Raw genomic sequence first — 26,172 nt, forward strand, 5'->3', positions numbered from 1 at the left:
GAGTTGCGCCCATGGAGACGCTCGCCGAACCGAAGACACCCCGCACCCTGCCGCCGCTTCTGACCCTGACGGAGCGTGCGGCAGAGCGTTTGCGCGCCCTCTACGCCGAGCCGAACGCGAAGCGCTACCTGCGAATCGGGGTGCGCACGCGCGGCTGCTCCGGCCTCTCCTACGACATGAGCTATGTTGACGAACCAGGGCCGAACGACGAGGTGGTGACGGACAAGGGCCTGACGATCCTGGTCGATCGCCGGGCGAGCCTGTTCCTGATCGGCACCGTGATGGACCATGTCTCGGAGAAGCTCTCCTCCGGCTTCACGTTCATCAATCCGAACGAGAAGGGCCGCTGCGGCTGCGGCGAGAGCTTCCACGTCTGACACCGCTGCCGCTCGATGCGCCTTCCCGCACGCTATGGTCCGGTGCTCTTTGGCTTCCTTCTGTCTGGGCTGATGAGCCTCGTCGTCTCGGGCATTGCCACGCTCAAAGCGCTGGGGCCGGTGCGGGAGATGCCGGGCGCCTGGATAGGGGCCTGGGCGATCGCCTGGACGATCGCCTTCCCCACCGTGCTGGTGGTCGCGCCGCTCGTGCGCCGGATCGTCGCCGCCGTCACCGAGCCCGCCGGCCGCTGAGGCTGCGCCGGTCGCCCCTGGAGAGAACCGATGGCTGAGAGGCTTCCCGACGCCGCGCTCGACACCCTGTTCCGCACCGCCCGGACGGCCAATGGCTGGACCGGCGAGCCGGTTCCGCCGGAAACCCTCGTCGCCCTCTACGACCTCGTGAAGTGGGGGCCGACCTCCGCCAACATGCAACCCTTGCGCGTCAAGTTCCTCGTCACCACCGCCGCCAAGGAGCGGCTCAGGCCGCATCTTTCGCCCGGCAATGTCGAGAAGACGATGGCCGCGCCCGTGGTCGCCGTGCTCGGGCAGGACCTCGCCTTCTACGAGCATCTGCCGCGGCTCTTCCCGCACAACCCCTCCGCCCGGAGCTGGTTCGAAGGCAAGCCGGAGCTCATCCGCGAGAGCGCGCTGCGCAACGCCTCGCTCCAGGGAGGCTATTTCATCCTCGCCGCACGCGCGCTCGGGCTCGATGCAGGGCCGATGTCGGGGTTCGACTCGGAGGGGGTCGATCGCGAATTCTGGCAGGGCACCTCGGTCAAGACGAACTTCCTCTGCAACCTCGGCCACGCCGATCCGTCGAAGACCTTCCCGCGCTCGCCGCGCTTCGATTTCACCGAGGTCTGCGAGCTCCTCTGAGCGGTCGCCCGGCCGGCACCCGGCACCAGCAGGACATTCGCACTTTGGAATATGCTGGACGCGGCGCCGCATTGGTTGCAAGCCAATAGAGGGGCCAGACGAGGGATGCCGATGGATACCCTCTCCGCGATCGACATGTCCGCGCTCGACCAGCGCGCCGAGGCGGCTGCGCTGCTCTTGAAGTCGCTCGCCAATCCGGTGCGTCTGAAGATGCTCTGCGCGATGATCGAGGGCGAGCAGTCGGTCGGCGCGATCGCGCGCCGCGTCGGCGTCCGCGAGACGGTGGTGAGCCAGCACCTGATGCGGCTGCGCGCGGAAGGCATCGTCTCCTACCGCCGGCAGGGGACGACGGTGTTTTACCGCCTGGTCGCCGGGCCGGCGCAGCGCGTGCTGGTCACGCTGCACGACGTTTTCTGCAAGCCCTGAGCCGGTCGCAGAACGCGGCGCGCCCGTCTCGCGAGCGTCGGGCGCCGCGCCACGACGCAGGGGGATGGTGACCGGTTCGGGCTGAGGCCGCGGGGCGAGCACGGGTCGCGCCGGGGCCAGGGAAAACGGGCGCCTTTGGCTCGTCCTCTACGGCCTGTCGCCGAACAGTTCGGGCGCCGCTTCGACCTGCTCGGGCGTATCGAAATCCCGGATCGCCGAGTCGTCCTCCACCGGCACCTCGTGCACAGCCTCCGCGTGCGCGCCGATCAGGTGCCGCGCCCCGACATCGCCGGTGATCGCCCGCATCTCTGCGAAGAAGCGCCTGTCCCAGAGCACCGGGTTGCCGTGCCGGCCGCCAAAGGTGGGAACCACGATGGCACGGCCCTCGTCGGGGTCGTAGGCGGCGATCAGCCGCCCGATCAGGTCGGAGCCGACGAGGGGCATGTCGCCGAGGCAGACGAGAGCGGCATCCGCCTCCTCGCCGAGCGCGTCGAGCCCGGTGCGAAGGGAGCTCGAAAGCCCTTGCGCATGCTCGGTGTTGTGCGCGAAGCGCACCGCGCGCCCGGCGAGCGCCGCCCGCACCTCCTCCGACGCATGCCCGGTGACGACGACTACGGGCCGGGCGGGGCTCGCGAGCACCGCGTCCACGACCCGCGCCACCATCGGCACGCCGGAACGGTCAGGGATCAGGAGCTTGTTGCGCGGGCCCATGCGGCTCGATCGGCCGGCCGCGAGCACGATCGCGCCGATTCGCCGCCGCTGCCGGCGCGGCTCGGCCTCGGCCGCCTGGGCGCGCGGCAGAGGGCGCGTCTCGATCTCCTTGAGCAGGCCGCCCGCCCCCATCGCCATGATCTCCTCGCGGCCGACAGGGAGATCGGCCATAAGACGCTGCAGCACCCAGTCGAACCCGTTGAGCTTGGGGCTGCGCGCGCAGCCGGGAAGAACGACCGCCGGGATGTCGCCGATCCGGCCCAGGCAGAGCAGGTTGCCGGGGTCGACCGGCATGCCGAAATGCTCGATCCGCCCGCCCGCGGCGACGATCCCGGCCGGGCAGACGTCGCGCCGGTCGACCACCGCCGAGGCACCGGAGACGAGCAGGATCCGCGCGCCTTCCGACGCGAGCGCGCGCAAGCCCGCTGCGACCTCCGCCTCCGTGTGGCCGACCCGCCGCGGCGGCAGGAGCGTCGCGCCGAGCGCGGAGACGCGTGCGCGCGTCACCGCCTCCGTGCCGTCGAGGATGCTCTCCTTCATGCCAGGAAGCCGCGTGAGAACGAGGCCGACGGGGCGCGGCATAAAGGGATGGAGCGACAGAAGCGGCCCGCCCTCGCGCGCGCTCGCCACAGCCCGGTCCACGGCTGTGGCCGGTGCGGCGAAAGGGATGATCTTGATTGTCGCGAGCATCTCCCCCGCCGCCACCTGGGCGAAGGGCGGAAGGGTGGCGACCGTCACGGCCTCGTCGATGCGGTTGAGGCGATCGAGCCGCGCGACATCGACGGCGAGCACGCCGGCCGTCTCGGCGATCAGGTTCACCCGCCCCGTCGCCGCGCGCGTGGCCCGCACATGCGGGGTCGCGAACGCCTCGGCGATCCGCGTCGCCGCCTCGTCTTCGCCAAGATCGCCCGGCTCGAGACGCGCGGCCACCACCTCGGCGATCCCGGCGGCGGCAAGGGCCGTGAGATCGTCGGGCCCGAGCGCGCGGCCCTTCTTCAGCGTGCGGTCCCCCGCCTTCAGCGTGTGGGCGAGGATGGCGCCGCCCGCCTCGGCGAGGGGGAACCGCCCGAAGATCAAGCCGCCATACCCTGTTGCGGAGACGAGACGATCTCCGCCCCGCGCCGGACGGCGACGATCTCGGCGAGGATCGAGAGCGCGATCTCCGGCGCCGTCACCGCCCCGATGGGAAGCCCGACGGGGCCGCGGATCCGTGCGAGCGCCTCCGGCCCATGTCCGAGCGCCGCGAGACGCTGAAGCCGCGCCGCATGCGTGCGGCGGCTGCCGAGCGCGCCGATGTAGCCGGCCTCCGACCTCAGCGCGCGGTCGAGTGCGGGGTCGTCGAGCTTCGGATCATGGGTAAGGGTGACGACGGCGGTGCGCCGATCGGGGCCGAGCGCGTCCAGAGCTTCGTCCGGCCAGGCATCCGAGATCGTAACCCCAGGGAAACGTTCTGCCGTGGCGAAGGCGCGCCGCGGGTCGATCACCGTCACGGCGAAGCCGAGCGGCAGAGCCATCGGCACCAGCGCCTGGGCGATGTGGACCGCCCCGACCACGACGAGACGCCGGGGAGGGGCATGGACGTGCAGGAACCAGCGCTGGCCGTCGTGCTCGACGGTCCGGCTCTCGTCCTCGGCAAGGGCGGCGAGGGCGGCGGCGGCGAGCGGCTCCGGCAGGGCGGCGCCGTGGGTGCCGTCCTCCGTCACAAGCGCCTGGGTGCCGTCGGCCAGCCGCGTGGCGAGCACGACCGGCCGCTTCGCCGCCCGTGCGGCGGTCAGCGCCGCGAGCAGGGTCGGCGTCATCCGAGCCTCTCGACGAACACCGACACCTTTCCGCCGCAGGCGAGGCCCACCTCCCAGGCCCGCTCGTTGGTGACACCGAACGACAACAGCTGCGGCGTGCCGGTCTCGATCACCGCGCGTGCGGCCTCGGCCACCGCCCCCTCGATGCAGCCGCCCGAGACGGAGCCCGCGATCCGCCCGGTTTCGCTCACCGCCATCTGGCTCCCGGGCGGGCGCGGGGAGGAGCCCCAGGTCTCCACCACGGTCGCCACCGCCACGCGCTCGCCCGCCTCGCGCCAGGACGAGGCGAGGCCGAGGATGTCCTCGGCATCCGTGAGCGTGCTCATGCCGCCTTCCTCCATCGTCTCTGCGACGCCGGGCCGGAGAGGGCGTGCACCAGCGCCTGCAGGCTCTCGATATTGTGCACCGGGCGGAAATCGTCCACGTGCGGCAGGATCGCGCGGATCCCGGCCGCCTTCGGCTCGAACCCCTCCCAGCGCAGGAGCGGGTTGAGCCAGATCAGGCGCCGGCAGGACTTGCTGAGCCGCTCGGCCTCCTCGGCAAGGCCTTTGCCGCCCTCGCGATCGAGCCCGTCGGTGATCAGAAGAACCGTCGCTCCCTGGCCTAGAACGCGCCGGCCCCACTCTCGGTTGAACGTGTGCAGCGTCTCGCCGATCCGCGTTCCACCCGACCAGTCGGGGACGATGTTGGCGACCATCTGGAACGCCACCTCGGGGTCGCGGTGGCGCAGCGCGCGCGTCACGTTCGTCAGCCGTGTGCCGAACAGGAACACGTGCACGCGTGCGCGGTCGTTCGCGACCGCATGCAGGAAGGCGAGCAGGACCGCGGCATAGCGCGCCATCGAACCCGAGATGTCGGCGAGCACGACGAGCGGCGGCGTGCGCGTCCGCCGCCGCTTGCGGGCGATCTCGACGAGATCGCCGCCCTCGCGCAGCGACTGGCGCAGCGTCGCTCTGAGGTCGGCGCGGGGCCCGAGCGGGTCGGGGCGGAAGCGTCGGGTGGGGAGCTCGTCGAAGGGGAGTCTCAGGCGCGCGATGGCGGCGCGCGCGGCCCGAACCTCCTCCTCGCTCATCGCCTCGAAATCCATCTTGCGCAGCCGTTCCTCGGCCGAGACGAGCAGCGCCGCCTCGAGGTGCTCGCGCTCCGGCTCTTGCTTGGGCGGCTCCCGCCGCTCGCGCGGCGCCATCGCCTCCGCCGCGCGGCGGCTGCCTGCCTTGGGCTTCTGCGGCTCGGCCTGCCGCCGTGCGCCGTCGAGCGCAGCCATCACGCTCTCGGCGATCGCGCGCTCAGGGTTGCGCCAGAACAGGGCGAAGGCGGCGTCGAACACCTCGTGCTGCTCGCGACGCGTGGCCATGACCGCGCGCAACGCCGCGTGCACCTCCGCTTTCGCGGTGAGGTCGATGTGGCAGAGAGCGGCCTGGGCATCGATCACCTGGCCTGGCCCCACGGGGATGCCGGCGCGGCGCAGCATGCGCGCGAACTGCATCACGTTCGCCGCGAGGCACCCTCCGCCCTGCGGCGGAGGGAGCATCAGGCCGAGGCCTTCGCGTCCGCGACGAGCGAGGCCACCTGCTCGCCGCGGATGCGCGCGATATCGTCCTGGTACTTGAGCAGCACGCCGAGCGTCTCCTCCACCCGCGCGGGGTCGAGCTCGGTCGCATCCAGATGGGAGAGCGCGCTGCACCAGTCGATCGTCTCGGCGACCCCGGGCATCTTGAAAAGGTCCATCTTCCGCAGACGCTGCACGAAGGCGACCACTTGGTGCGACAGCCGCTCCCCGGCCTGCGGCGCCTTGAGGCGGAGGATCGCCCGCTCGCGCTCGGCGGAGGGGAAGTCGACCCAGTGGTAGAGGCAGCGGCGTCGCAGAGCGTCGTGGATCTCGCGGGTTCGGTTCGAGGTCAGGATCACGACGGGCGGCGTCTCCGCCCGGATGGTGCCGAGTTCGGGGATCGTCACCTGGAAGTCGGCCAGAAGCTCGAGCAGGAAGGCCTCAAACGGCTCGTCGGCCCGGTCGAGCTCGTCGATCAGGAGCACGGCCGGGCCCCCCTCGGGGCTGATCGCCTGCAAAAGCGGCCGCTCGATCAGGAAGCGCCGGTCGAAGATGCCCTTCGCAAGCGCCTCCTTGTCGCGCGCCCCAGCAGCCTCGAAGAGCCGTATCTCGAGGAGCTGGCGGGGATAGTTCCAGTCATAGAGAGCCGAGGCGAGATCGAGCCCGTCGTAGCACTGAAGCCGAACCAGCCGCCGCCCGAGCGTCGCGGCGAGCACCTTGGCGATTTCGGTCTTTCCAACCCCCGCCTCGCCCTCGAGAAGGAGCGGCCGGTTCATCGCAAGCGCGAGGTGGACGGCGGTAGCGAGCGCCCGGTCGGCGACATAGTCGCCGCGGGCAAGGAGCGCGATCGTCTCGTCGACGCTCGCGGGCAGGGAGGGCTGAGGGGTCACAGCATCCATCGCGTGAGCCTAGACGGCCGGGGCGGCGCCGTCATCCGAGGGCGTGCCCCAACCACAAGAATAGACCCGTGAGCAGCACGAGGCAGGCGACCCAGGCGGGAAGCGGCAGGCCTCTCACAGCACCATCAGGAGCACGATCACGATCCAGACCGCGAGACCGCCCCAGAACACGGTCGGCAGGCCGGCGATTTCGGCAGGCGGCGGGAAGCGCGGGAGAGCGCCCAAGCCCGGCTTGGCCGCGGCCGCCGCGACCGGGGGCGGGGGTGTGGCGCCGACATCGGCAGCGACCCGGGCAGCGAAACGGTCGAAGAACTGATCGGCCATGGAGCGGGCGGTGCTGTCGATCAGCCTCGCACCGAGCTGCGCCATCTTGCCCCCGACCTGGGCCTTCACCGCATAGGTCATCAGCGTCGCCCCGGGGCCGTCCTCGACAAGCTTCACTGTCGCTCCCCCCTTGGCGAAGCCGGCCACGCCGCCCTGCCCCTCGCCGGTGATCGTGTAGCCGTTCGGCGGGTCGAGATCGGAGAGCTGCACGCGCCCGGAGAAGCGCGCGTTCATCGGGCCGATGCGCACAGCCACGCGGGCGGAGAGTTCGGTGTCGCTGATCCGCTCGATGTGCTCGCAGCCCGGGATCGATGCCTTCAGCACCTCGGGGTCGTTCAGGGCCCGCCAGACGGTCTCGCGCGGCGCAGGGATACGGCGCTCGCCGGTCATCTCCATCGTGTCGCGTCCATGTCCAACAGGGGGAAGACCCCGGGCTGCACTCGGGCGCGGACCTAGCCTGCGGGAGTGCGTTGCGCAAGACCGAGGAGGCGGATTTGCCGCTCCCCGCGCCCGGCAGTATAGGCTTGCGCGTCCTGAACGCTCGGTCCCCTCCGGTCGCAGCATGATGTCGAAGCCAGCCCTGTTCCTCGCCGCGGTCGCCGCGGGAGCCCTCCTTGCCGCGCCGGCCGAGGCAGCGGCCGAAGGCGGCTTCGACGGGCGGACGCTGTCGCTCTGGTGGGCGCTGCCTTTCGCCGGGGTGCTTCTCTCGATCGCGATCGTGCCGCTTGTCTCGGCGCACTTCTGGCACCGCTTCTACGCCCTTGTGATGCTCGGGTGGTCGCTCGCACTCGTGGTGCCGGCGGCGTTTCGCTTCGGCGTCGAACCGGTGCTCGACTCGCTCCTGCACACGGCCCTGCTCGAATACGTCCCGTTCCTGCTCCTCCTGTTCGCTCTCTTCACGGTCGCGGGCGGCGTGCACATCGCCGGCACGCTGCGCGGCACGCCCGGCACCAAAACCGCCATCCTCGCCCTCGGCACGGCGATCGCGAGTCTCACCGGAACCACAGGGGCGAGCATGCTGCTCGTGCGCCCGATCCTGTGCGCCAACCGCGAGCGCAAGCATCGGACGCACACGATGATCTTTTTCATCTCTCTCGTGTCGAACATCGGCGGCTGCCTCACCACGCTCGGAGACCCGCCGCTTTTCTTGGGCTTCCTCAAGGGTGTGAGCTTCTTCTGGCCGACCGAGCGTCTGCTCGCGCCGCTGATGCTCGCCTCTGCCTTGCTCCTGCTCGTCTATCACCAGATGGACGTGCGCTCTTTCCGCCGCGAGTCGGACGAGCTCAGGGAGGGGGGGCGGGCCGGTCGAGCCGCTGCGAATCCAGGGTGGGGTGAACATCCCGCTTCTGATGCTCGTGGTGCTCGTGGTGCTGATGGAGGGGGTGTGGCACCCGGGCGCGGTGATGTTCCTCAAGCAGGAGCTTTCGATCGAGGTGCTGTTTGGGGACGCGCTCCTGCTCGCCATCGCCGCCTATTCGATCTGGGCCACACCGCCGATGGTGCGCAACGCCAACGGCTTCACCTGGGGCGCGATGATCGAGGTGGCGAAGGTGTTCGCCGCGATCTTCGTCACCATCACACCGGCGATCGCGATCCTGCGGGCGGGCAGGGAAGGGGCGGCGGCCCCCCTGATCGCGCTTGTGTCGCGCGAGGACGGCGCGCCGATCCCGGCGATGTATTTCTGGATGACCGGGCTCCTCTCCTCCTTCCTCGACAATGCGCCGACCTACCTGATCTTTTTCAATCTCGCCGGCGGTGACGCGGAGGTGCTGATGGGGCCAGGGGCGCAGGTGCTGGGTGCGATCTCGGCGGGTGCCGTCTTCATGGGCGCGAACTCCTACATCGGCAGCGCGCCGAACTTCGTGGTGCGTGCGATTGCCGAGGAACAGGGCGTGCCGATGCCCTCCTTCTTCGGCTACTGCGCCTGGGCGGCGGTGATCCTGCTGCCCCTCTTCGCCCTGATGACCGTGATATTCTTCCGCGGCTGACCGCGAGGGAGAACCCGATGCCCTATCTCGACCAGGCCGACCTCCCTTCCGTTCCCGCCGGGGAACGCTTCCGCGCGCTGCTCGCCCGGCCCGGGATCCTCGAGCTTCCGGGCGCGCACAACGCGCTCGCGGGGCTGCTTGCGAAGCGTGCCGGGTTCGAGGCGCTCTATCTTTCCGGGGCGGCGATGACCGCCTCGATGGGCCTCCCCGATCTCGGCATCATCACGGTCGACGAGGTGTGCTTCTTCATCCGCACCATCGCGCGCGCCACTGCGCTCCCGATCCTCGTCGACGGCGACACGGGCCATGGCGGGGTTCTCAACGCAATGCACATGGTGCGCGCCTTCGAGGAGGCGGGGGCTGCGGCGGTGCATATCGAGGATCAGGACCTGCCGAAGAAGTGCGGCCACCTCAACGACAAGAGGCTCGTCGAGCCGGCAGAGATGGCGGCCAAGGTCGCAGCGGCCAAGCGTGCGGCGCGCCACCTCGTCGTGATCGCGCGCACCGACGCCGCCGGCGTGGAGGGGATCGAGGCGGCGGTCGCGCGCGCGAAGCTCTACCTCGAGGCAGGGGCGGACGCGATCTTTCCGGAGGCGCTGACATCGCGCGAGATGTTCGAGCGCTTCGCACGCGAGCTTCCCGGCGTGCCGCTGCTTGCGAACATGACCGAGTTCGGCCGCACGCCCTATTTCACCGCCGCGGAGTTCGCCGCCATGGGCTATCGGATGGTGATCTGGCCCGTTTCCTCCCTCCGCGTGGCGGCGAAAGCCATGGCCGGGCTCTATGCCGCGATCCGTCGCGACGGCGGCACGATGCACCAGCTTGACGCGATGCAGACACGCGCCGAACTCTACGAGACAATCGGGCTTTCGGCCTACGAGGCGCTCGACCGCTCGATCGTCGCGACCGTTCTGCCGCCCGAGCTGCGGGCCGACACGCCGGCGGAACGGGCGGCGGAGTAGCACGCCTGCCGTGCCGCCGCCGCGCCTTGTCGTGAGCGACATCTACCGTGGGTCGAGCTACGGGCCGAAACATCCGCTCGCCATCCCGCGCGTTCCGGCGATGCTCGACCTCTGCGCCGCGCTTGGCTGGCTGCCCCCGGGGCAGCTTCTCGAGAGCCCGCGTGCAACGGCCGCCGAGCTCGCACGCTTCCATGACCCCGCCTACATCGCTGCGCTCGCGCGCGCCGAGGCAGAACAGTCGGTGGATGCGGAGACGCGCGCGCGTTTCGGGATCGGAGCGAACGGCAATCCGGTCTTTCGCGAGGTGTTCCGCCGCCCCGCCACCGCCGCGGGCGGAACGCTGCTCGCCGCGCGGCTGACGACGGCGGAAGGAGGCATCGTCTACAACCCAGGTGGGGGAACGCATCACGGCAAGCCGTCCCGCGCCGCCGGCTTCTGTTTCGTCAACGACCCGGTGCTCGGCCTCCTTGCTTGGCGTGACGCGGGCCTCGCGCCGCTCCTCTATGTCGACATCGACGCCCATCATGGCGACGGGGTCGAGGAGGCCTTTGCCGACGACCCGGCGGTGTTCACCCTCTCGGTGCACGAGGCCGGCCGCTGGCCTGGCACAGGCGCGGTGGAGGAGACGCGCAGCGGCGGGGCGATGAATATTCCCGTGCCGGCGGGGTTCAACGACAGCGAACTCCGCTTCGTGCTCGAGGAGGCAATCCTTCCCGTGGTCGCCGCTCTTCGCCCGGCCGCGATCATGCTCCAGGGAGGGGCGGATGCTCTCGCCGAGGACCCGCTCGCGTCGCTTGCGCTCTCGAACGCGGCGCACTGGTCGGTCGTCGCTGCGCTCGCGCACGCCGCACCGCGCTTTGTTCTGCTCGGCGGCGGCGGCTACAACCCCTGGTCGGTCGCACGCTGCTGGGCCGGCGCCTGGGCGACGCTGAACGGCTGGGAGATCCCCGACCGGCTGCCGCCTGCGGCCGAGGCGGTGCTGCGCGGGCTCTCGCTCGACCGCGCTTCTGGCCGCAACCCGCCCGAACACTGGTTCACCACGCTGCGCGACGCGCCGCGCGAGGCCCCGGTTCGCGAGGAGGTGAGGGCGGTGGTTGCGCGCGCCATGGCCCTGTTCCGTCCCGCCGTGGTATCGGCCGTCGCATGAGGCACACGCTCACACGTCGGTTTCTCGTCGCACTTCTCGGCGCTTCCGTCGCACCTGCGCGCGCGCAGAACGCGCCGCAGTCGGAACTGCCGAAGGAGCGTCTTGTCATCGTGACGCGCGATGGCGCGCGGCATGCGTTCCTGGTCGAGATGGCGGTCACGCCGGAGCAGCAGATGATCGGGCTGATGTGGCGCCCCTCGGTGCCGCCCGATGGAGGGATGCTGTTCGACTGGGGCAGCCCGCGCGAGTCCCAGATGTGGATGCGCAACACCCTCGTCTCGCTCGACATGATCTTCATCGCCGCCGACGGGCGTATCCACCGCATCGCCGAACGGACCGTTCCCCACTCGCTTGCGACCATCAGCTCGAACGGGCCGGTGCGCGCGACCCTCGAGGTCGCGGCAGGAACGGCGGAGCGGCTCGGCATACGCGTGGGCGACCGGGTTCTGCACCCGATCTTCGGCACGGCGCCGTAGCGTTTGCAGCTGCGCAAGCGATCCGCCTAGGCCGAGGCGACTGGCTGCAGCACCTTCCCTCTCAGCGGGCGACGCGGGGCAACCGATCCGCGCCTGCATGACAGAACAAAGCACGTCTTCGGAGGCAGCTTTAGCCGCGATCTCAGACCCGCATGCCCCGGCTCAGCGTGCGCTGCACCGCGTCGCGCCAGCGGGCGTAGCGACGCTCGCGCTCGGCCTCGCTCATGCGCGGGGCGAAGCGGCGGTCGAGCGACCAGCTGCGCGCGAAGGCGTCCTGATCGCCGAACAGGCCGGCGCTGAGGCCGGCGAAGAAGGCGGCGCCGAGAGCGGTCGTCTCCTGAACCCGCGGGCGATCGACGGGTGCGCCGAGGATGTCGGCAAGGAACTGCATCGTCCAGTCGCTCGCCGTCATGCCGCCATCGACACGAAGAACGGTGTCCGCGCCCGCGCCCCAATCAGCCCGCATGGCCTCGATCAGGTCGCGCGTCTGCAGCGCGACACTCTCGAGCGCGGCGCGCGCGAGCTCAGCCCGCGTGGTGCCGCGCGTGAGACCGAAGATGGCCCCGCGCGCCTCGGCGTCCCAGTAAGGCGCGCCGAGGCCGACGAAGGCGGGAACCAGCGTCACCTCCTGCGCCGGGTCGGCTGCTTCGGCGAGCGCGCCGGCTTCGGCCGCATGCGCGATCACCCCGAGCCCGTCGCGCAGCCACTGCACGGCAGCGCCGGCGATGAAGATCGCGCCTTCGAGGGCGTAAGTGCGCCGGCCACCGAGCTGCGTAGCGATGGTCGTGATCAGCCGGTTCGAGGACGCAACGGGCACGTCGCCTGTGTGCATGAGCGCAAAGCAGCCCGTGCCATAGGTCGATTTCACCATTCCCGGGGAGAAGCAGGCCTGACCGGCGAGCGCGGCCTGCTGGTCTCCGGCGATGCCGCGGATCGCGATCGCCGCGCCAAAGCAGCGCGGTTCGGTGACGCCGAACAGCCCGGCCGTGTCGCGCACCTCGGGAAGGATCGCCTCCGGAATCCGGAACAGCCTCAGCATCTCCGGGCTCCACGTGCCGGTGCGAAGATCAAGAAGAAGCGTGCGCGACGCGTTGGTCGCATCCGTCGCGTGCACCGCACCGCTGGTGAGGCGCCAGAGCAGGAAACTGTCGATCGTCCCGAAGGCGAGACGACCCGCCTCGGCCTGTGCCCGGGCGCCGGGGATCCTATCGAGCAGCCAGGCGATCTTCGTCGCCGAGAAGTAGGGGTCGAGCAGAAGCCCCGTCGTGGCGGACACGAGCGGCTCGGCGCCGTCGGCGCGGAGCCGCGCGCAGGCCTCCGCCGTGCGCCTGTCCTGCCAGACGATTGCGTTGTGGATCGGCCGGCCGGTCGCGCGGTCCCACAGCACGGTGGTTTCGCGCTGGTTTGTGATGCCGATCGCGGCGATGTCGGCTGCCTCGAGCCCGGCGTTCCGGATCGCCGCCCGCGCGGTCTTAAGCACCGTGCGCCAGATCTCCTCCGCGTCGTGCTCGACCCAGCCCGGGTGCGGATAGGATTGCGGGAACTCGGCCTGGGCGAGGCCGAGCACCCGGGCGGAGGGGTCGAACACGAGCGCGCGCGAGGACGTCGTGCCCTGGTCGATCGCGAGCAGATGCGCCGCCCGGCTCATGCCGCGACCGCCTCCGCCATGGCGCGGTCGACCGCGTCGCGCTCGGCCGCGGAAAGCCTCAGCCCGAGCTTGGTGCGGCGCCAGAGGACGTCCTCGCCGGTGCGGGCCCACTCGTTTCGGGAAAGGAAGCGAAGCTCGGCCTCCGTGAGCCCCGCGCCGAAGGAGCGCCCGAGATCGGCGAGCGCGCCCGCTCCGTCGAGGAGCCGCTCCGCCTCGGTTCCGTAGGCGCGGACGAGGCGCCGGGCGAGGGAGTGCGGCATCCACGGGTGCCGCACCGACACCTCCGCGACCAGAGCCTCGAAGCCGGTCACCGGAAAATCGCCGCCTGGCAGCGGTTCCCGGCCGGTCCAGCCGCGCGGCTTGCCCCGGCGGGCAGGCAGGTCTGCCGCAAGCGCCTCGAGTGCGGCGTCCGCGAGCCGGCGATAGGTGGTGATCTTGCCGCCGAAGATGCTGAGAAGAGCAGGTTGTCCTTCAGGGGCATCGCGCACCAGCACGTAGTCGCGCGTCGCCTCCTGGGCAGCGGAGGCGCCATCGTCGTAGAGCGGGCGAACGCCGGAATAGCTCCACACCACGTCGTCGGGTGTGATTGGCCTCCGGAACCACGCGCTCACCGCCGCGCAGAGATAGGCGATCTCCTCGTCGGTCGCTCTCACCGTCGCAGGGTCGCCATGCCAGTCGCGGTCGGTCGTGCCGATCAGCGTGAAGTCTTCCTCGTAGGGAATGGCGAAGACGATGCGTCGGTCCGTGTTCTGCAGGATGTAGCAGCAGTCGTGATCGTAGAGGCGGGGCACCACGATGTGGCTTCCCTGGACGAGGCGGACGCGCGCGGGCGCATGCGCGTGCACCACGCCTGCGAGCACGTCCGCGACCCAGGGGCCGGCGGCGTTGACAAGCACGCGGGCGCGGATGCGACGCCTGCGCCGCCCGTCGGCATCGGCCAGGGAGAGCGTCCACGCCCCCTTCTCCCGCCGCGCGTCGAGGCAGCGCGTGCGCGTCTCGATCACCGCTCCGTGCGCCGCGGCGTCGCGCGCGTTGAGGACGACGAGCCGGTTGTCCTCCACCCAGCAGTCCGAATAGGCGAAGCCGCGGCGTAGGCCGGGGGTGAGCGGTGCTCCCGCCGGGTCGGAGCGCAGGTCGAGCGTGACCGTGCCCGGAAGCAACGTTCTGCCACCAAGATGATCGTAGAGAAAAAGGCCGAGCCGCAAGAGCCAGGCCGGACGCAGCCCCGGCCGGTGCGGCAGCACGAAGCGAAGCGGCCAGATGATGTGCGGGGCAATCCGCCACAGCACCTCTCGCTCGGCGAGCGCCTCGCGCACGAGACGGAAGGCCCAGTGCTCGAGATAGCGTAGGCCCCCGTGGATCAGCTTGGTCGAGGCCGAGGAGGTGGCGCCGCCGAGATCGCCCTGCTCGACGAGGTGGACCGAGAGCCCGCGCCCGGCCGCATCGCGCGCGATCCCGGCGCCGTTGATCCCGCCGCCGATGATCGCGAGATCGACCATCTCGCCCGTGCCGTCCGCCGTGCGCGTCGTCATCATCAGGCGACGCTACGGTGCACGTCGCGCTCCCGTCCAGGGGTACGCCGGATGGACCGGCGCTCGGGTCGGTGCCACAGTGACGTCATGCCCGATGACATCTCCCGCGCCGTCCTGCCGCCGCTGTCGGCGACGATCGAACGTACCGATGCGCCGCCGATCCCCGCCGCCCGCTCCTGGGCGGCAAGCTACCAGGGAGAGGCAGGCCCCGCGATCGACCTCACCCAGGCGGTTCCCGGCTATCCCCCGCATCCTGAGCTGCTCGCCCGGCTTGCCGCTGCCGCGGGCGACGGGACGTATGCTGGCTACGGGCCGATCCTCGGCGAGCCGGCCCTGCGCGAGGCACTCGCTGCCGACATCGCCGCACGCTACCGCGCGCCCGTGGGGGCGGAGGATGTGGCGATCACCGCTGGCTGCAACCTCGCCTTCGCGATGGTGATGGAGGCGATCACCGCCCCCGGCGAGGCGGTGCTGCTTCCCGCGCCCTGGTATTTCAACCACCGGATGGCGCTCACCTTGCGCGGTGTTGCCGCCGTGCCGCTGCCCTGCCGCGCCGGGGACAGGTTCGTTCCCGATGTGCAGCGGGCAGAGGCGGCGCTCACCCCTGACGTGCGGGCGATCGTTCTCGTCACCCCCAACAATCCCACGGGTGCGGTCTATCCGCCGGAGACGATCGCTGCCTTCGCGGCGCTCGCCCGCCGCCGCGGCCTCTTTCTTGTTCTCGACGAGACCTATCGCGACTTCCTCGCACAGGACGACGCGCCGCACGACCTCTTCGCCGACCCGTCCTGGCGTCAGGGTGTGGTTCACCTCTATTCCTTCGCGAAAGCCTATTGCGTTGCGGGACACCGCGTCGGCGCGGTGGTGGCGGGGCCGGCCCTGCTCGCCCGGCTGATCAAGGCGGCGGACACGCTTCAGATCTGCCCGCCACGTTCGCCGCAGGTGGCACTCGCCTGGGGGGTCGCGGGGCTGCGCGCCTGGCGGGAGGCGAACCGAACGCTGATGGCACGGCGTGCGGCCGCGTTTCGCGCCGCGATGGCCGGCGCCCCGGCCTGGCGCATCGACGCGCTCGGCGGCTACTTCGCCTATCTCCGAATCCCCGACGGGCTTCCCGATGCCGTGGCGGTGGCGGAACGGCTTGCCGTCGCGCAGGGCCTGCTCGTTCTGCCCGGTCCGTTCTTCGGCCCTGGCCAGGAGCGGCACCTCAGGCTTGCCTTCGCCAATGCCGACGAGGCGAGGATCGCCGCCGTGCCGGCGCGGCTTGCCGCACTCGCCTGAGCGTCCCTCGCGCGAGGCGCGCGGTCGCGCGGCGTGGCGGCTCGGTGTTGTGGCCGAGCGGAGGTGCGAGCAAGCCCTCGCGCGCGCAGGCTTCACCCTGCTCGGCCGCCGTGTCCGCACGCCTGCGGGCGAGATCGACCTCGTGGCGCGGCGCGGCGACCTCACCGTCATCGTCGAGGTGAAGGCGAGGCCGAGCGTCGAGGAGGCCGCCTTCGCGATCCCGCCGCGCCAGCGGCGCAGGCTCGCCGCCGCCGCCGAGGCGCTGATGGCCTCCGAACCGTCCTGGTTCGGCGGGCCGGTCCGGTTCGACGCGATGCTGGTCGGCGCCGACGGGTCGCTCGTCTGGCTCGAGGACGCGTTCCGGCCCGGGGAGTGACGCGGGCTCAGGCCGTCTCGCGGACCCCCCGCGCGCGCCAGCTCAGCGCCTCGGCGACGTGCAACCGGGTCACACGGTCGCAGTCGGCGAGATCGGCGAGCGTGCGGGCCACACGGAGGGTGCGTGCGAAGCCGCGGGTCGAGAGCCTCAGACGCTCTGCTGCCTGTTCGGCGAAGGCGAGCGCGTCCGGCTCGGCCGCGATCGTCGAGCGCAGGACGGCGCCGTCGGCTTCGGCATTGCAGCTGGGACCGGCCTCGCCATAGCGGGCACGCTGGCGGGCGCGGGCGGCGGCGACGCGGGCGGCGACCTTGGCGGTCGACTCGCTAGGCCGCACCCGGGTGAGCTCCTGGGGGGGGATCGGCTGCACCTCGACGAACAGGTCGATCCGGTCAAGCAACGGGCCGGACAGCCGCCCCTGGTACTCCTCGCCGCAGCGCGGCGCCTTGCCGCACTCGCGTGCCGGGTCGCCGAGATGGCCGCAGCGGCAGGGGTTCATCGCGGCGACAAGCTGGAACCGGGCCGGGTAGGTGATGTGGGCCGCGGCGCGGGCGATGGTGGCGCGGCCGGTCTCGAGCGGCTGGCGCAGCGCCTCGAGCGTCTGGCGCGGAAACTCCGGCAGCTCGTCGAGGAACAGGACGCCGCGGTGCGCGAGGCTGATCTCGCCCGGCCTCGCACGCTGGCCGCCGCCGATCAGCGCCGGCTGCGAGGCGGAGTGGTGCGGCTCCCGATAGGGCGGGCGGCGCAGGAGCCTCCCCCCCGAGAGGAGACCGGCAACCGAGTGCACCATCGAGACCTCGAGCGACTCGGCTGGGGTGAGGTCAGGCAGGAGGCCGGGCAGGCGTGCGGCGAGCATCGACTTGCCGGCGCCAGGGGGGCCGATCAGAAGGAGATTATGGCCCCCCGCGGCAGCGACCTCGAGGGCCCGCTTGGCCGTCTCCTGCCCCTTGACGTCGATCAGGTCCGGTCCGCCAGCGACGGGCGGGAGCTCGGGCGGCTCTGGCGGGTCGAGCACCTGGTCGCCCTTGAAATGGTTGATCAGCTGCAGGAGCGATCCGGCGGCAAGCAGGCGCGCATCGCCCGCCCAGGCCGCCTCCGCCCCTTGTGCTGCGGGGCAGATCAGACCGAGCCCGCGCGACACGGCCCCGATCGCCGCCGGCAGCACGCCGGCCACGGGGGCGATCCTGCCGTCGAGGCCGAGCTCGCCGAGCGCGGCATATTCGGCCGCATCCTCGCGCGGGATCACCTCCATCGCGGCGAGCAGGGCGAGAGCGATCGGCAGGTCGAAATGGCTTCCCTCCTTGAGAAGGTCGGCGGGCGCGAGATTGACGAGGATTCGCTTCGGCGGCAGCGAGAGGCCGAGCGCTGTGAGCGCCGCCCGCACGCGCTCGCGGCTCTCGGCCACCGCCTTGTCGGGGAGGCCAACGATCGCGAAGGCGGGCAGCCCGGGCGCGATCTGAACCTGGATCTCGACGGGAACGGTGTCGATCCCCTGGAAGGCGAAGCTCTGGACGGCGGCGAGCACGGCGCTCAGGGTGCTTCCGATCCAGGCACGATGCCCTTCGGCAACGACACGATGTGGTCGTAGATCGCGCCGGCGGTGGTGATATACACCGTGCCGCGGTGGCCGGCGATGTGGGCAAGTGCCCGCCGCAGATGCCGCAGCCGGTGCGGCTGGCCGACGATGTAGGGGTGCAGCGCAATCCCCATCACCAAGGGCTGGCGCTGCGACTGGCTTAGCATCTCGTCGAAACTGTCGACGATGATGTCGGCGAACTGCGCCGCGCCATCCTTGCGCGCCACGATCGATGGGATGTCGTTTGCCTCCTGCGGGTAGGGGATGGAGAGCAGCTTCCCGTTCCGGGTTCGCATCCAGATCGGCTGATCGTCCATGCACCAGTTGAGGGTGTAGCGGTAGCCGGCTTCGGCGAGCAGGTCGGGCGTGGCGTGGCTCTCGGCGATCCACGGCGAGAGCCAGCCGCGCGGGGGCGCCCCTTCCGCCGCCGCGATGGTCGCCGTCGCCTCGGCGATCAGCGCGCGCTCCTCGGCCTCGGAGAGAACCGACTGGCGTTCGCTGTTTGTGCGGCCGTGGCCGACGATCTCGTCGCCGCGGGAGCGTATCCGCGCCATGAGCGACGGCGCATAGGCGTACATGGCGCTGTTGACGAGCATCGAGGCGGGCAGGCGCAGATCGTCGAGCAGCTCGATCAGCCGCCAGGCGCCGACCCGGTTGCCCCAGTCGCGCCAGGCGAAGTTCAGCACGTCCGGCTGCGGGCCGCCCGGCGCGAGCTCGGCGCCGAGGCCCTCGCCGAAGGCGAAATGCTCGAGGTTGATGCCGAGATAGACGGCAAGCCGGGCGCCTCCGGGCCAGGCATAGTCCGCCCGCTCGGTGATCCCGCTGTAGTCGTAGCGGCCATGGCTCCGGAGCATGCGTCTCCCTCCGCGTTCCGGTCCTCCCGAGTAGCAGGAGGGCGGCTGCCCTGCCAGCGGTGCAGTCGCGGCCGGGGGGCGTCAGGCGCCGAAGGCGGAGCTCGCGGGGGCGGAGGCGGCGCCAAGCGCGATCGCCCTCTGCCAGGCGGCGAGCCAGGCCGGAACGGCGACCGCCGGCATCGGCCGGCCGACCATCCAGCCCTGGGCGAGGTCGGCGCCGAGGTCGCGTGCCATCTGCCAGGTGGCTGGGGTCTCGATTCCTTCGGCAACGATCAGTAGGCCGAGCCGGTGCGCCATGCGCACCACCGCGCCGAGGGCACCGCGCGCCGCACGATCGTCTCGGGCGGCAAGCACGAGCGAGCGGTCGAGCTTCATCTCGGAGAAGGGCAGGGAGACGAGGCCCGCTTGGGCGGCGTTGAGGCTGAAATCGTCGATCGAGACGCCGAAGCGCTGGTCGCGCAGCCTGAGCGCCGCGGCGCGGACGGCGCCAAGATCGTGCGCGATCTGGCTCTCGGTGAGCTCGATCGTCAGAGCCTCCGCCGGCAGGCCGGCAGAGGCGACGGCCTCGGCGAGGCGGTCGGCCGTCGCGGGGTGAAGCAGGACGTCGAGCGGGAGGTTGAAGGCCATGCGCAACCGCACCCCCCGCCGATGCAGGGCCGCGAGGTCCTCGACCGCCGACCGCATCACCCGATCCGCGAGCGTGGCCCCGAGTCCCGCACCTTCCGCGAGCGGGACGAATTCGGCCGCGCCGAGCAGTCCGCGCACGGGGTGCTCCCAGCGCGCGAGCGCCTCGAGCGCGAGCGGCTCGGCATCGGCGAGCCGAACCTGCGGCTGGTAGCGGGTGACGATGTTGCGCGCCACGATCGCCGAAGTGAGCGCCTCGGCCGTGAGCGCGTCCGCCGGGACGCTGGGTGCCGCCTCGCGGAGTCCGGCGAGGGACGCAGCGAGCTCCGCCACGCCCGAGTCAACCGAAACCACTGCTGCGGTGAGGCCGAGATGATGCGCCACACCGAGGGCGCGGCGCCCCTTTAGGGGATCGAGGCGAAGCAGGAGCGGCACGTCGAGGTCCGGATCGGCCATCGTCCGCAGAAGCGGCACGAAGCTTCCGCCGATCCCGCCCGTGTCGGCGAGCACGAAGCGCGGCGGCGCGGAGGCGCGGAGGAGGCGCACGAGCGCCACCGAATCGGAGGGAACGATCACCACCTCGCCGCAGCCGGCCTCCGTGGCCGCGGCGGCGAGCAGCCCGGCCGCTGCGCCACGCGCGATCACAAGAGCGGATGCCCCGCGCGTGCCGGCGCTGTCCGCCTTGGCCTGCCGGTCTTCGGCCGGCTCTGCTGTGTCGGGCATCGGTCCTCTGCTAGCGTTGGCCAAGTGATAGGCGCTGCCGCGAGGCGTGTAAAGAAATGCAAGACATGTCCCGAATCATTCATCGCGACCTCCGCGCGCCGCCTCCGGTAGCGGTTCGTGCCAAAGGCCTCTGGATCGAGGACGATCAAGGCAGACGCTACGCGGATGCCTGCGGCGGAGCGGCCGTGTCCTGCCTCGGGCATGCGCATCCGGCCCTGGTCGCGGCGGTTCGCGACCAGGTGGGCCGTCTCGATTATGTACACACAGGCTTCTTTTCGAACCGGCCGGCCGAGGAACTCGCGCGGGTGATGCTCACCGATGCGCCGGCCGGGCTCTCGCACATCTATTTCGTCAGCGGCGGCTCGGAGGCAATCGAGGCGTCGCTCAAGATCGCGCGGCAATACTTCGTCGAGCGCGGCGAGCCGGGGCGAACCCGGTTCATCGCGCGCCGCCAGTCCTACCACGGCAACACGCTCGGGGCGCTCTCCGTCGGCGGCAACATGGCCCGCCGCGCGCTCTACGACCCGATCCTCATCCCCGCCTCTCTGGTCGAGCCGTGCTTCGCCTACCGCTTCAAGCGGGAGGACGAGACGGAGGAGGAGTATGGCGCGCGCGCCGCAGCAAGCCTCGAGGCGGAGATCCTGCGACACCCTCCGGGAACGGTGGCCGCCTTCCTCGCCGAGACGGTGGTGGGCGCGACCGCCGGGTCGGTGCCGCCGGTGCCGGGCTATTTCCGCCGGATCCGCGAGATCTGCGACCGGCACGGCGTGCTGCTGATCCTCGACGAGGTGATGTCAGGGATGGGACGCTGCGGCACGCTGCACGCCTGCACGGCAGAGGGGATCGTCCCCGACATTCTCGTCGTCGCCAAGGGCCTCGGCGCCGGTGTGCAGCCCATCGGGGCGATGCTCGTCTCTGAGGCGATCGTCGACGCGATCCGCGACGGCTCTGGCGCCTTCCAGCATGGCCACACCTATCTCTCTCACCCGGTCGCCTGCGCGGCCGCGCTTGCGGTGCAGCGCGAACTGCGCGAGGGGGGCCTGCTCGAGAGGGTCGCGCCGATGGGCGCGGTGCTGGCCGATCTGCTGACGGAACGGTTCGGCAACCATCCGCATGTCGGCGACATCCGCGGGCGCGGACTCTTCTGGTCGATCGAGCTCGTGGCCGACCGTGCGACGCGTGAGCCGTTCGATCCGGCGCGGAAGCTCCATGCGCGGGTGCGCGAGGCGGCGATGGCGCGCGGCCTGCTCGTCTATCCGATGGGCGGCACGATCGACGGCCGCCGCGGCGACCATGTCACGCTCGCGCCCCCGTTCACCGTGACGGAGGAGGAGCTCGCAATGATCGTCGAGCGCCTCGGCGACGCGGTCGAGGCGGCGCTCGAGGCGTGAGCGAGCCGCCCGCTCTCTCGCGCGAAGAGATGCTCGCCTTCCTTGCACGGGAATTCCCGAATGCCGGGTTCGGCGACGGCAGGCTCCGCCTCGAGGACTATGCGCGCGGCGCCTGCCGCGTGGTGATGCCGCTCGACGAGCGCACGATCCGGCCGGGGCCTTCGGTATCGGGCCCTGCCATCATGGGGCTTGGCGACGTCTCCGCCTGGGTGGCGCTCCTCTCCGTCATCGGGCCGGTGCCGCTTGCCGTCACCGCCACGCTGAACGTCACCTTCCTTCGCCCTGCCGGGCTCTCCGATCTCGCCTCCGCCTGCATCGTGCTGCGCGCCGGCCGGCGGCTCGCGACCATGCTCGCCGAGGTGTCGCGGCTCGGCGACGGCCAGGCGGTGGCGCACCTGACCATCACCTACGCGATCCCGGACGGGGCGCGGGCCTGAGCCGTCACGGCGACGGGCGCCAGATGTCCGCTTCCCAGGACTGCATCGCCCAGACGAGATCGACGTGGAGAGGGGATAGGCGCACGTAGCCCGCCGCCTCGATGTCTCGCGCGAGCACAAGGCCGCCATTGTTCCGGTTGACGATCGCAAGGTCGACGGCGCGCGCCCGAAGCGCCTCGGCGAGCCGTTCCCGAAGCGCGTCTCGCTCCGCCGGCGCGAGCATGTACTCGCTGTGTCCGGTTTCGACCGGGGTATGGCCCGCGAGAGCGGCAAGCGCGGCGAACTCGGTCGTCACGAGCGGCGCGGAGGCCCTCGCGAGCGCCTCTGCCGCGACCGCGAAACGGCCCTCGGCCGCGGCAAAGCGGTCGGGGTCGAGCACGAACCAGTGCGCGTTCAAAACCACCGCGACCGGCAGGGCAAGCACGAGCGCGCGCCTCGGGGCCTCCGCCTCGCCGATCGCGGCCGCGACGGCGATGGCGAGCGGCGGCGTCAGCAGGTGGAAGAAGTAGGTCATGTGCGCCCCGCCATGCCCGCCGAGGGAGACGAGCAGGACACCAAGGCCGCAGAGGGCGGCGAAGCCCCAGAACCGGGCCTCGCCGCTCCAGCGCCACGGCGGCAGCCGCCAGAGAGCCGAGGCGAGCCCGGGGATCAGCGGCAGGCTGAAGAGCAACCAGTCCCACCCTTGGCGCAGGAGGTGGCCGAGGTCGTAGCTTGTGGCGCCGAGATTCGCGGAGAGAACGAGCGCGCCCCAGCCCGGCATCAGCGACGCAAGCAGGAACGCCCAGAGCGCGATGGCAACGGCCGCGGCGACGCCCAGCGCGACGCCACGACGCAACGAGACGAACAGCGCCACATAGGCGGCGACGATCACCACCCCGCCGACGAAGTAGATCTTGGCGGCGAAGCCGCCGAGGGAGAGCGCGAGCGCGGCCGCGAAGCGTCGCGGCGAGGAGGGGGCGGGGGCGGCGATGACGAGCCCACCCAGCATCAGCGCAAGCCCAACCCCGTCGGGCCGAACCGTCGGGCCAACCCAGTAGAGCCACCCGGCAAGCGACAAAAGCGCTGCGAGGAGGGCAGGCAGCCGCGCCGCGCCCGCCCGGCGCGCGCCCCGCCACACGAGGCCTGCGGCGACCAGGAGAGCGAGACCGTTGACGAGGCGGTGCGTTCCGAGGCCGGGCCCGAGCACGAGTGCGAAGGGCGTGACCGCGAGCGGATAGAGGATGCCGTAGAGATTGCCGCCCGAAAGGCCGGCCGTGAGCGGATCGGCCGAGGCATAGGGGTTTCGCCCGTCGAGCAGGGCGAGGGTGGTCAGCACGAGCGCTCCCTCGCGCATCTCCTGCGGCGCAGGCGACAGGATCATCCGCGCCCAGAGAAGCCCGAGCCACCCGATGGCGCCGAGGAAGATCGCGATCGCGGCACCGTCGAGCGCATGGAGGATCGGCCATGTTCCGGCCGGCGCCGGCCGCGCGCGCGCTTCGGCGGGCCCCTCTGCCTGCCGGCTGCCGCCTAAGCTCATGCGCGGCTCTGGCGATCCATAAGGCGCGCCTCGACCGCTCTCGCCGTCACGCCACAGAGGCACGGATCGACTTGTGGTGGAAGCGGAAAGCGAGGCACCGCGCCGTCGGCGGCGTCAGGCCGGCGCCTTCGCCTCCTCCACCCCGCCCTTCCGGAGCCGCTTCTCACCAAGAAACAGAAGGATGGGCGCGGCGATGAAGATCGAGCTCGAGGTGCCGACGACGATCCCGAACAGCATCACCCAGGCGAAGGCGGCGACCGGCCCGGTCGCGATCAGGGCGAGCGGAAGGCAGGCGAGGAAGGTGGTGAGGGAGGTGCCGATGGTGCGGTTCAGCGTCTCGTTGATCGAGAGGTCGATCACCTCGCGCAGAGGCATCGTCTTGTACTTGCGGAGGTTCTCGCGCATCCGGTCGTACACGACGACCTTATCGTTCACGCTATAGCCGATGATGGTGAGGATCGCCGCGACGGTCGCGAGGTCGAACTCGATCCGCGTCAGCGCGAGGAAGCCGATCGCCTTGGTGACGTCGAGGATCAGGGTCACCACCGCACCCACGCCATATTCCCACTCGAAGCGGAACCAGATGTAGAGAAGCATCGCGAGCAGGGCGACGCCGAGCGCGGTCATTCCGGCTGTGAACAGCTCGGCGGAGACGCGCGCACCAACCGCCTCGATTCGGACGATCCTCGCCCCTGGCACGGCCTGCTCGAGCCAGCTGCGCACTGCAGCTACGGCGCGCTGCTGCGCGCCCTCGTCCGGCTGACGCTCGAGCCGGATCAGCACCTCGTTCGGGCTGCCGAACTGTTGCAGCGCCACCGAGCCCAGATTGAGCCCCTCGAGGCCCGAGCGGAGCTGGGCGAAATTGGCGGGCTCGGGCGTGCGCAGCTCCATCACGATACCGCCCCGGAAGTCGAGCCCGTAGTTCAGGCCGGGGGTGAAGAACAGCACGACGGAGGCGATCGAGAGGAACGCCGACATCGCGAGGCCAAGCATCCGGCCCCGCATGAAGGGGATGGTGGTTCCGTCGCGGACGAGGCGGAGCGGCATGGGCGTTCTCCTCCCGCTCAGACCGGCAGAGCCGCTGGGCGGCGCGCGCGATACCACGTCACCATCATGTAGCGGACGAAAACGAAGGCAGAGAACATCGAGACCAGGATCCCGACGGTGATGGTGACGGCGAAACCGCGCACCGGGCCGGAGCCAAAGGCGTAAAGCATCGCCATCGCGAGCACGGTGGTGAGATTGCTGTCGAGGATGGTGGTGAAGGCGCGCCGGAACCCCGCCTCCATGGCGTTGAGCGGCGTGCGCCCCCGCCGCACCTCCTCGCGGATGCGCTCGTTGATCAGGATGTTCGCATCCACCGCCATGCCGAGGGTGAGCAGGATCCCGGCGATACCGGGCAGGGTGAGCGTTGCCTCCATCAGCGACAGGGCGCCGAGCAAGAGCACGAGATTGACCACCAGCGCGATGTTCGCGAACAGCCCGAACAGCCCGTAGAACAGCACCATAAACACGATCACGAGGACGAAGCCGATCGCGAGCGCGATCGTTCCGACACGGATCGCATCCGCGCCGAGATCGGGGCCGACGGTGCGCTCCTCGATCACGGTCAGCGGCGCGGGCAGCGCGCCCGCCCGCAGCAGCACGGCGAGGTCGTTCGCCGATCGTGCATTGAAATTGCCTGAGATCTGACCGCGCCCGCCGAGGATCGGCTCGCGGATCACGGGCGCGGTGATCACTCGGTCGTCGAGCACAATGGCGAAGGGGCGGCCGACATTTGCGCGGGTGATCTCGGCGAAGCGTCGCGTGCCGATGCTGTCGAAGCTGAAGTTCACCACCCACTCGCCGGTCTGCGGGTTCTGGCCGGCGCGCGCATCGGTCAGGTTGGCGCCGTCCACCTCGACGCGGCGCCGCACGGCGTAGCGCTGCTCCCCTCCTTGCGGCCCCTCGCCGCGCAGGAACATCACCCCGGGCGGCGGGGACGGCGCGTCGAGATTGGCGGTCTCGTCGAGCAGGTGGAAGGTCATTCGCGCCGTCTTGCCGATCAGCTGCTTGATCCGCTCCGGGTCCTGCACGCCCGGAAGCTGGACGAGGATGCGGTTCGCTCCCTGGCGCGCGATGATCGGGTCAACGACGCCGCTCTCGTCGATCCGGCGCCGGACGATCTCCATCGACTGCTCGACTGCCTGGGTCGCCTTCTCGCGCAACAGCGGCTCGGAGAGCGAGATCGTGATCGTGCCGTCCGGCGCCGCCTGCACTTCGAGGTCGGGCTGCGATGTCCCCATGCCGGTGACGATCGGGTTCGCGAGCTCGCGCAGCAGCCGGACCGCCTCTTGTGCCCGCGCTGGGTCGTTCAGACGAAGCGTCACGGTTCGGTCACGTACGGAGAGGCCCGTGTAGTTGATGTTGGCGCCACGAAGCCTCGAGCGGACGCTGTCCTGGATGTTGTCGAGACGCTCCCGGACCACGGCGTCCATGTCGACCTCGAGCAGCAGATAGCTGCCGCCCCTGAGGTCGAGGCCGAGCTGGAACTGGCGCCAGGGAAGGGCCTCGCCGAGCGAGCCGAGGCTTGTGCGCGGCACGAAGGAGGGCACGCAGAGCAGGGTTGCGAGCGCGATCGTGGCCCAGATGGCGATCACCTTCCAGCGGGCGAAGTACATCATGGTGGCTGAGGTGTCTCCGTCTG

At 71.0% G+C, this 26,172-nt stretch carries 26 protein-coding genes and 1 pseudogene; 13 read left to right on the forward strand and 14 right to left on the reverse strand.

Annotation, left to right across the window (positions count from 1 at the left end):
- Window positions 1–11: 11 nt before the first annotated feature.
- The 4 genes from KO353_RS15325 (at window position 12) to KO353_RS15340 (ending at window position 1,679) form a co-directional block, all read left to right on the forward strand.
- Window positions 12–377, forward strand: coding sequence for a HesB/IscA family protein (locus tag KO353_RS15325; RefSeq protein ID WP_218285640.1), 366 nt, complete (start codon window positions 12–14; stop codon window positions 375–377).
- 15 nt (window positions 378–392) lie between these two features.
- On the forward strand, window positions 393–629 hold the full coding sequence (locus tag KO353_RS15330) for a DUF2798 domain-containing protein (protein ID WP_218285641.1): 237 nt from the start codon (window positions 393–395) through the stop codon (window positions 627–629).
- A 30-nt stretch (window positions 630–659) separates the two neighbouring features.
- The gene (locus KO353_RS15335; RefSeq protein ID WP_218285642.1) at window positions 660–1,253 is read left to right on the forward strand and encodes a malonic semialdehyde reductase; all 594 of its coding nucleotides are present in this window, start codon (window positions 660–662) and stop codon (window positions 1,251–1,253) included.
- Between the two features lie 111 nt (window positions 1,254–1,364).
- Window positions 1,365–1,679, forward strand: coding sequence for an ArsR/SmtB family transcription factor (locus KO353_RS15340; protein WP_235691918.1), 315 nt, complete (start codon window positions 1,365–1,367; stop codon window positions 1,677–1,679).
- A gap of 147 nt (window positions 1,680–1,826) precedes the next feature.
- On the opposite strand, the gene KO353_RS15345 is transcribed toward KO353_RS15340, so the two are convergent.
- From KO353_RS15345 to KO353_RS15370, 6 genes are all read right to left on the reverse strand, one after another.
- The gene (locus tag KO353_RS15345; RefSeq protein ID WP_218285643.1) at window positions 1,827–3,467 is read right to left on the reverse strand and encodes an NTP transferase domain-containing protein; all 1,641 of its coding nucleotides are present in this window, start codon (window positions 3,465–3,467) and stop codon (window positions 1,827–1,829) included.
- A complete protein-coding gene (locus KO353_RS15350; protein WP_218285644.1) occupies window positions 3,464–4,189 on the reverse strand; it encodes an XdhC family protein in 726 nt (241 codons plus the stop codon). The genes KO353_RS15345 and KO353_RS15350 overlap by 4 nt, the downstream gene beginning before the upstream one ends.
- Window positions 4,186–4,515 (reverse strand): XdhC family protein, encoded by a 330-nt coding sequence (locus KO353_RS15355; RefSeq protein ID WP_218285645.1) that lies wholly within the window; start codon window positions 4,513–4,515, stop codon window positions 4,186–4,188. The genes KO353_RS15350 and KO353_RS15355 overlap by 4 nt, the downstream gene beginning before the upstream one ends.
- On the reverse strand, window positions 4,512–5,675 hold the full coding sequence (locus tag KO353_RS15360; protein WP_235691919.1) for a vWA domain-containing protein: 1,164 nt from the start codon (window positions 5,673–5,675) through the stop codon (window positions 4,512–4,514). Before KO353_RS15360 ends, KO353_RS15355 begins: the two co-directional genes overlap by 4 nt.
- 44 nt (window positions 5,676–5,719) lie before the next feature.
- Complete coding sequence (locus KO353_RS15365) at window positions 5,720–6,637, reverse strand: AAA family ATPase (protein ID WP_218285647.1); 918 nt, start codon at window positions 6,635–6,637, stop codon at window positions 5,720–5,722.
- A gap of 114 nt (window positions 6,638–6,751) precedes the next feature.
- On the reverse strand, window positions 6,752–7,357 hold the full coding sequence (locus KO353_RS15370; RefSeq protein ID WP_218285648.1) for a CoxG family protein: 606 nt from the start codon (window positions 7,355–7,357) through the stop codon (window positions 6,752–6,754).
- 169 nt (window positions 7,358–7,526) lie between these two features.
- Between KO353_RS15370 and KO353_RS16780 the strand changes: the two are divergent.
- The 5 genes and pseudogenes from KO353_RS16780 to KO353_RS15390 form a co-directional block, all read left to right on the forward strand.
- A pseudogene (locus KO353_RS16780) lies at window positions 7,527–8,183 on the forward strand (sodium:proton antiporter); the annotation flags it as partial.
- A gap of 109 nt (window positions 8,184–8,292) precedes the next feature.
- Window positions 8,293–8,949, forward strand: coding sequence for a sodium:proton antiporter (locus tag KO353_RS16785; RefSeq protein WP_268906197.1), 657 nt, complete (start codon window positions 8,293–8,295; stop codon window positions 8,947–8,949).
- Window positions 8,950–8,966: 17 nt separating this feature from the next.
- The gene (gene prpB, locus KO353_RS15380; RefSeq protein WP_218285649.1) at window positions 8,967–9,911 is read left to right on the forward strand and encodes a methylisocitrate lyase; all 945 of its coding nucleotides are present in this window, start codon (window positions 8,967–8,969) and stop codon (window positions 9,909–9,911) included.
- Between the two features lie 10 nt (window positions 9,912–9,921).
- The gene (locus tag KO353_RS15385) at window positions 9,922–11,058 is read left to right on the forward strand and encodes an acetoin utilization protein AcuC (RefSeq protein WP_235691920.1); all 1,137 of its coding nucleotides are present in this window, start codon (window positions 9,922–9,924) and stop codon (window positions 11,056–11,058) included.
- Window positions 11,055–11,534, forward strand: coding sequence for a DUF192 domain-containing protein (locus KO353_RS15390; protein ID WP_218285650.1), 480 nt, complete (start codon window positions 11,055–11,057; stop codon window positions 11,532–11,534). Before KO353_RS15385 ends, KO353_RS15390 begins: the two co-directional genes overlap by 4 nt.
- A gap of 142 nt (window positions 11,535–11,676) precedes the next feature.
- Here the strand turns inward: KO353_RS15390 and glpK are convergent, their stop codons facing one another.
- The gene (glpK, locus tag KO353_RS15395; protein ID WP_218285651.1) at window positions 11,677–13,182 is read right to left on the reverse strand and encodes a glycerol kinase GlpK; all 1,506 of its coding nucleotides are present in this window, start codon (window positions 13,180–13,182) and stop codon (window positions 11,677–11,679) included.
- Complete coding sequence (glpD, locus tag KO353_RS15400; protein ID WP_235691921.1) at window positions 13,179–14,717, reverse strand: glycerol-3-phosphate dehydrogenase; 1,539 nt, start codon at window positions 14,715–14,717, stop codon at window positions 13,179–13,181. Before glpD ends, glpK begins: the two co-directional genes overlap by 4 nt.
- Window positions 14,718–14,801: 84 nt before the next feature.
- Between glpD and KO353_RS15405 the strand changes: the two genes are divergently transcribed.
- Window positions 14,802–15,992 carry an aminotransferase gene (locus KO353_RS15405; RefSeq protein WP_218285652.1) on the forward strand — a complete coding sequence of 397 codons (1,191 nt, stop codon included), beginning with the start codon at window positions 14,802–14,804 and terminating at the stop codon, window positions 15,990–15,992.
- Window positions 15,976–16,368, forward strand: a complete 393-nt coding sequence (locus KO353_RS15410) for a YraN family protein (RefSeq protein ID WP_235691922.1) — start codon at window positions 15,976–15,978, stop codon at window positions 16,366–16,368. The genes KO353_RS15405 and KO353_RS15410 overlap by 17 nt, the downstream gene beginning before the upstream one ends.
- 7 nt (window positions 16,369–16,375) lie before the next feature.
- Here KO353_RS15410 and KO353_RS15415 read toward each other — a convergent pair whose 3' ends face one another.
- From KO353_RS15415 to KO353_RS15425, 3 genes are all read right to left on the reverse strand, one after another.
- Window positions 16,376–17,890, reverse strand: a complete 1,515-nt coding sequence (locus tag KO353_RS15415; protein WP_218285654.1) for a YifB family Mg chelatase-like AAA ATPase — start codon at window positions 17,888–17,890, stop codon at window positions 16,376–16,378.
- Between the two features lie 5 nt (window positions 17,891–17,895).
- On the reverse strand, window positions 17,896–18,795 hold the full coding sequence (locus KO353_RS15420; protein WP_218285655.1) for a polysaccharide deacetylase family protein: 900 nt from the start codon (window positions 18,793–18,795) through the stop codon (window positions 17,896–17,898).
- A gap of 81 nt (window positions 18,796–18,876) precedes the next feature.
- On the reverse strand, window positions 18,877–20,142 hold the full coding sequence (locus KO353_RS15425) for an EAL domain-containing protein (protein ID WP_218285656.1): 1,266 nt from the start codon (window positions 20,140–20,142) through the stop codon (window positions 18,877–18,879).
- 65 nt (window positions 20,143–20,207) lie between these two features.
- Here KO353_RS15425 and KO353_RS15430 point away from each other — a divergent pair, with 65 nt between their 5' ends.
- Both KO353_RS15430 and KO353_RS15435 read left to right on the forward strand, forming a co-directional pair.
- A complete protein-coding gene (locus KO353_RS15430; RefSeq protein ID WP_235691923.1) occupies window positions 20,208–21,533 on the forward strand; it encodes an aspartate aminotransferase family protein in 1,326 nt (441 codons plus the stop codon).
- On the forward strand, window positions 21,530–21,970 hold the full coding sequence (locus KO353_RS15435; RefSeq protein ID WP_218285658.1) for a PaaI family thioesterase: 441 nt from the start codon (window positions 21,530–21,532) through the stop codon (window positions 21,968–21,970). Before KO353_RS15430 ends, KO353_RS15435 begins: the two co-directional genes overlap by 4 nt.
- Before the next feature lie 4 nt (window positions 21,971–21,974).
- Here KO353_RS15435 and KO353_RS15440 read toward each other — a convergent pair whose 3' ends face one another.
- The 3 genes from KO353_RS15440 to secD all read right to left on the reverse strand — a co-directional run bounded on the left by KO353_RS15440 (window position 21,975) and on the right by secD (window position 26,149).
- Window positions 21,975–23,486, reverse strand: a complete 1,512-nt coding sequence (locus tag KO353_RS15440) for a hypothetical protein (protein ID WP_218285659.1) — start codon at window positions 23,484–23,486, stop codon at window positions 21,975–21,977.
- 114 nt (window positions 23,487–23,600) lie between these two features.
- On the reverse strand, window positions 23,601–24,533 hold the full coding sequence (secF, locus tag KO353_RS15445; RefSeq protein ID WP_218285660.1) for a protein translocase subunit SecF: 933 nt from the start codon (window positions 24,531–24,533) through the stop codon (window positions 23,601–23,603).
- Window positions 24,534–24,550: 17 nt separating this feature from the next.
- Window positions 24,551–26,149: a protein translocase subunit SecD gene (gene secD, locus KO353_RS15450; RefSeq protein ID WP_218285661.1), complete on the reverse strand. Its 1,599-nt coding sequence runs from the start codon at window positions 26,147–26,149 to the stop codon at window positions 24,551–24,553.
- Between the last annotated feature and the right edge of the window lie 23 nt (window positions 26,150–26,172).

The organism is Elioraea tepida, from assembly GCF_019203965.1.
Lineage (GTDB): Bacteria > Pseudomonadota > Alphaproteobacteria > Acetobacterales > Acetobacteraceae > Elioraea_A > Elioraea_A tepida.

Coding starts and splice junctions, on each gene's coding strand:
- KO353_RS15325 (WP_218285640.1), top strand. CDS start 12: ATGGAGACGCTCGCCGAACCGAAGACACCCCGCACCCTGCCGCCGCTT.
- KO353_RS15330 (WP_218285641.1), top strand. CDS start 393: ATGCGCCTTCCCGCACGCTATGGTCCGGTGCTCTTTGGCTTCCTTCTG.
- KO353_RS15335 (WP_218285642.1), top strand. CDS start 660: ATGGCTGAGAGGCTTCCCGACGCCGCGCTCGACACCCTGTTCCGCACC.
- KO353_RS15340 (WP_235691918.1), top strand. CDS start 1,365: ATGGATACCCTCTCCGCGATCGACATGTCCGCGCTCGACCAGCGCGCC.
- KO353_RS15350 (WP_218285644.1), bottom strand. CDS start 4,189: ATGACGCCGACCCTGCTCGCGGCGCTGACCGCCGCACGGGCGGCGAAG.
- KO353_RS15355 (WP_218285645.1), bottom strand. CDS start 4,515: ATGAGCACGCTCACGGATGCCGAGGACATCCTCGGCCTCGCCTCGTCC.
- KO353_RS15360 (WP_235691919.1), bottom strand. CDS start 5,675: ATGCAGTTCGCGCGCATGCTGCGCCGCGCCGGCATCCCCGTGGGGCCA.
- KO353_RS15365 (WP_218285647.1), bottom strand. CDS start 6,637: ATGGATGCTGTGACCCCTCAGCCCTCCCTGCCCGCGAGCGTCGACGAG.
- KO353_RS15370 (WP_218285648.1), bottom strand. CDS start 7,357: ATGGAGATGACCGGCGAGCGCCGTATCCCTGCGCCGCGCGAGACCGTC.
- prpB (WP_218285649.1), top strand. CDS start 8,967: ATGCCCTATCTCGACCAGGCCGACCTCCCTTCCGTTCCCGCCGGGGAA.
- KO353_RS15390 (WP_218285650.1), top strand. CDS start 11,055: ATGAGGCACACGCTCACACGTCGGTTTCTCGTCGCACTTCTCGGCGCT.
- glpK (WP_218285651.1), bottom strand. CDS start 13,182: ATGAGCCGGGCGGCGCATCTGCTCGCGATCGACCAGGGCACGACGTCC.
- glpD (WP_235691921.1), bottom strand. CDS start 14,717: ATGATGACGACGCGCACGGCGGACGGCACGGGCGAGATGGTCGATCTC.
- KO353_RS15405 (WP_218285652.1), top strand. CDS start 14,802: ATGCCCGATGACATCTCCCGCGCCGTCCTGCCGCCGCTGTCGGCGACG.
- KO353_RS15420 (WP_218285655.1), bottom strand. CDS start 18,795: ATGCTCCGGAGCCATGGCCGCTACGACTACAGCGGGATCACCGAGCGG.
- KO353_RS15425 (WP_218285656.1), bottom strand. CDS start 20,142: ATGCCCGACACAGCAGAGCCGGCCGAAGACCGGCAGGCCAAGGCGGAC.
- KO353_RS15430 (WP_235691923.1), top strand. CDS start 20,208: ATGTCCCGAATCATTCATCGCGACCTCCGCGCGCCGCCTCCGGTAGCG.
- KO353_RS15440 (WP_218285659.1), bottom strand. CDS start 23,486: ATGAGCTTAGGCGGCAGCCGGCAGGCAGAGGGGCCCGCCGAAGCGCGC.
- secF (WP_218285660.1), bottom strand. CDS start 24,533: ATGCCGCTCCGCCTCGTCCGCGACGGAACCACCATCCCCTTCATGCGG.
- secD (WP_218285661.1), bottom strand. CDS start 26,149: ATGATGTACTTCGCCCGCTGGAAGGTGATCGCCATCTGGGCCACGATC.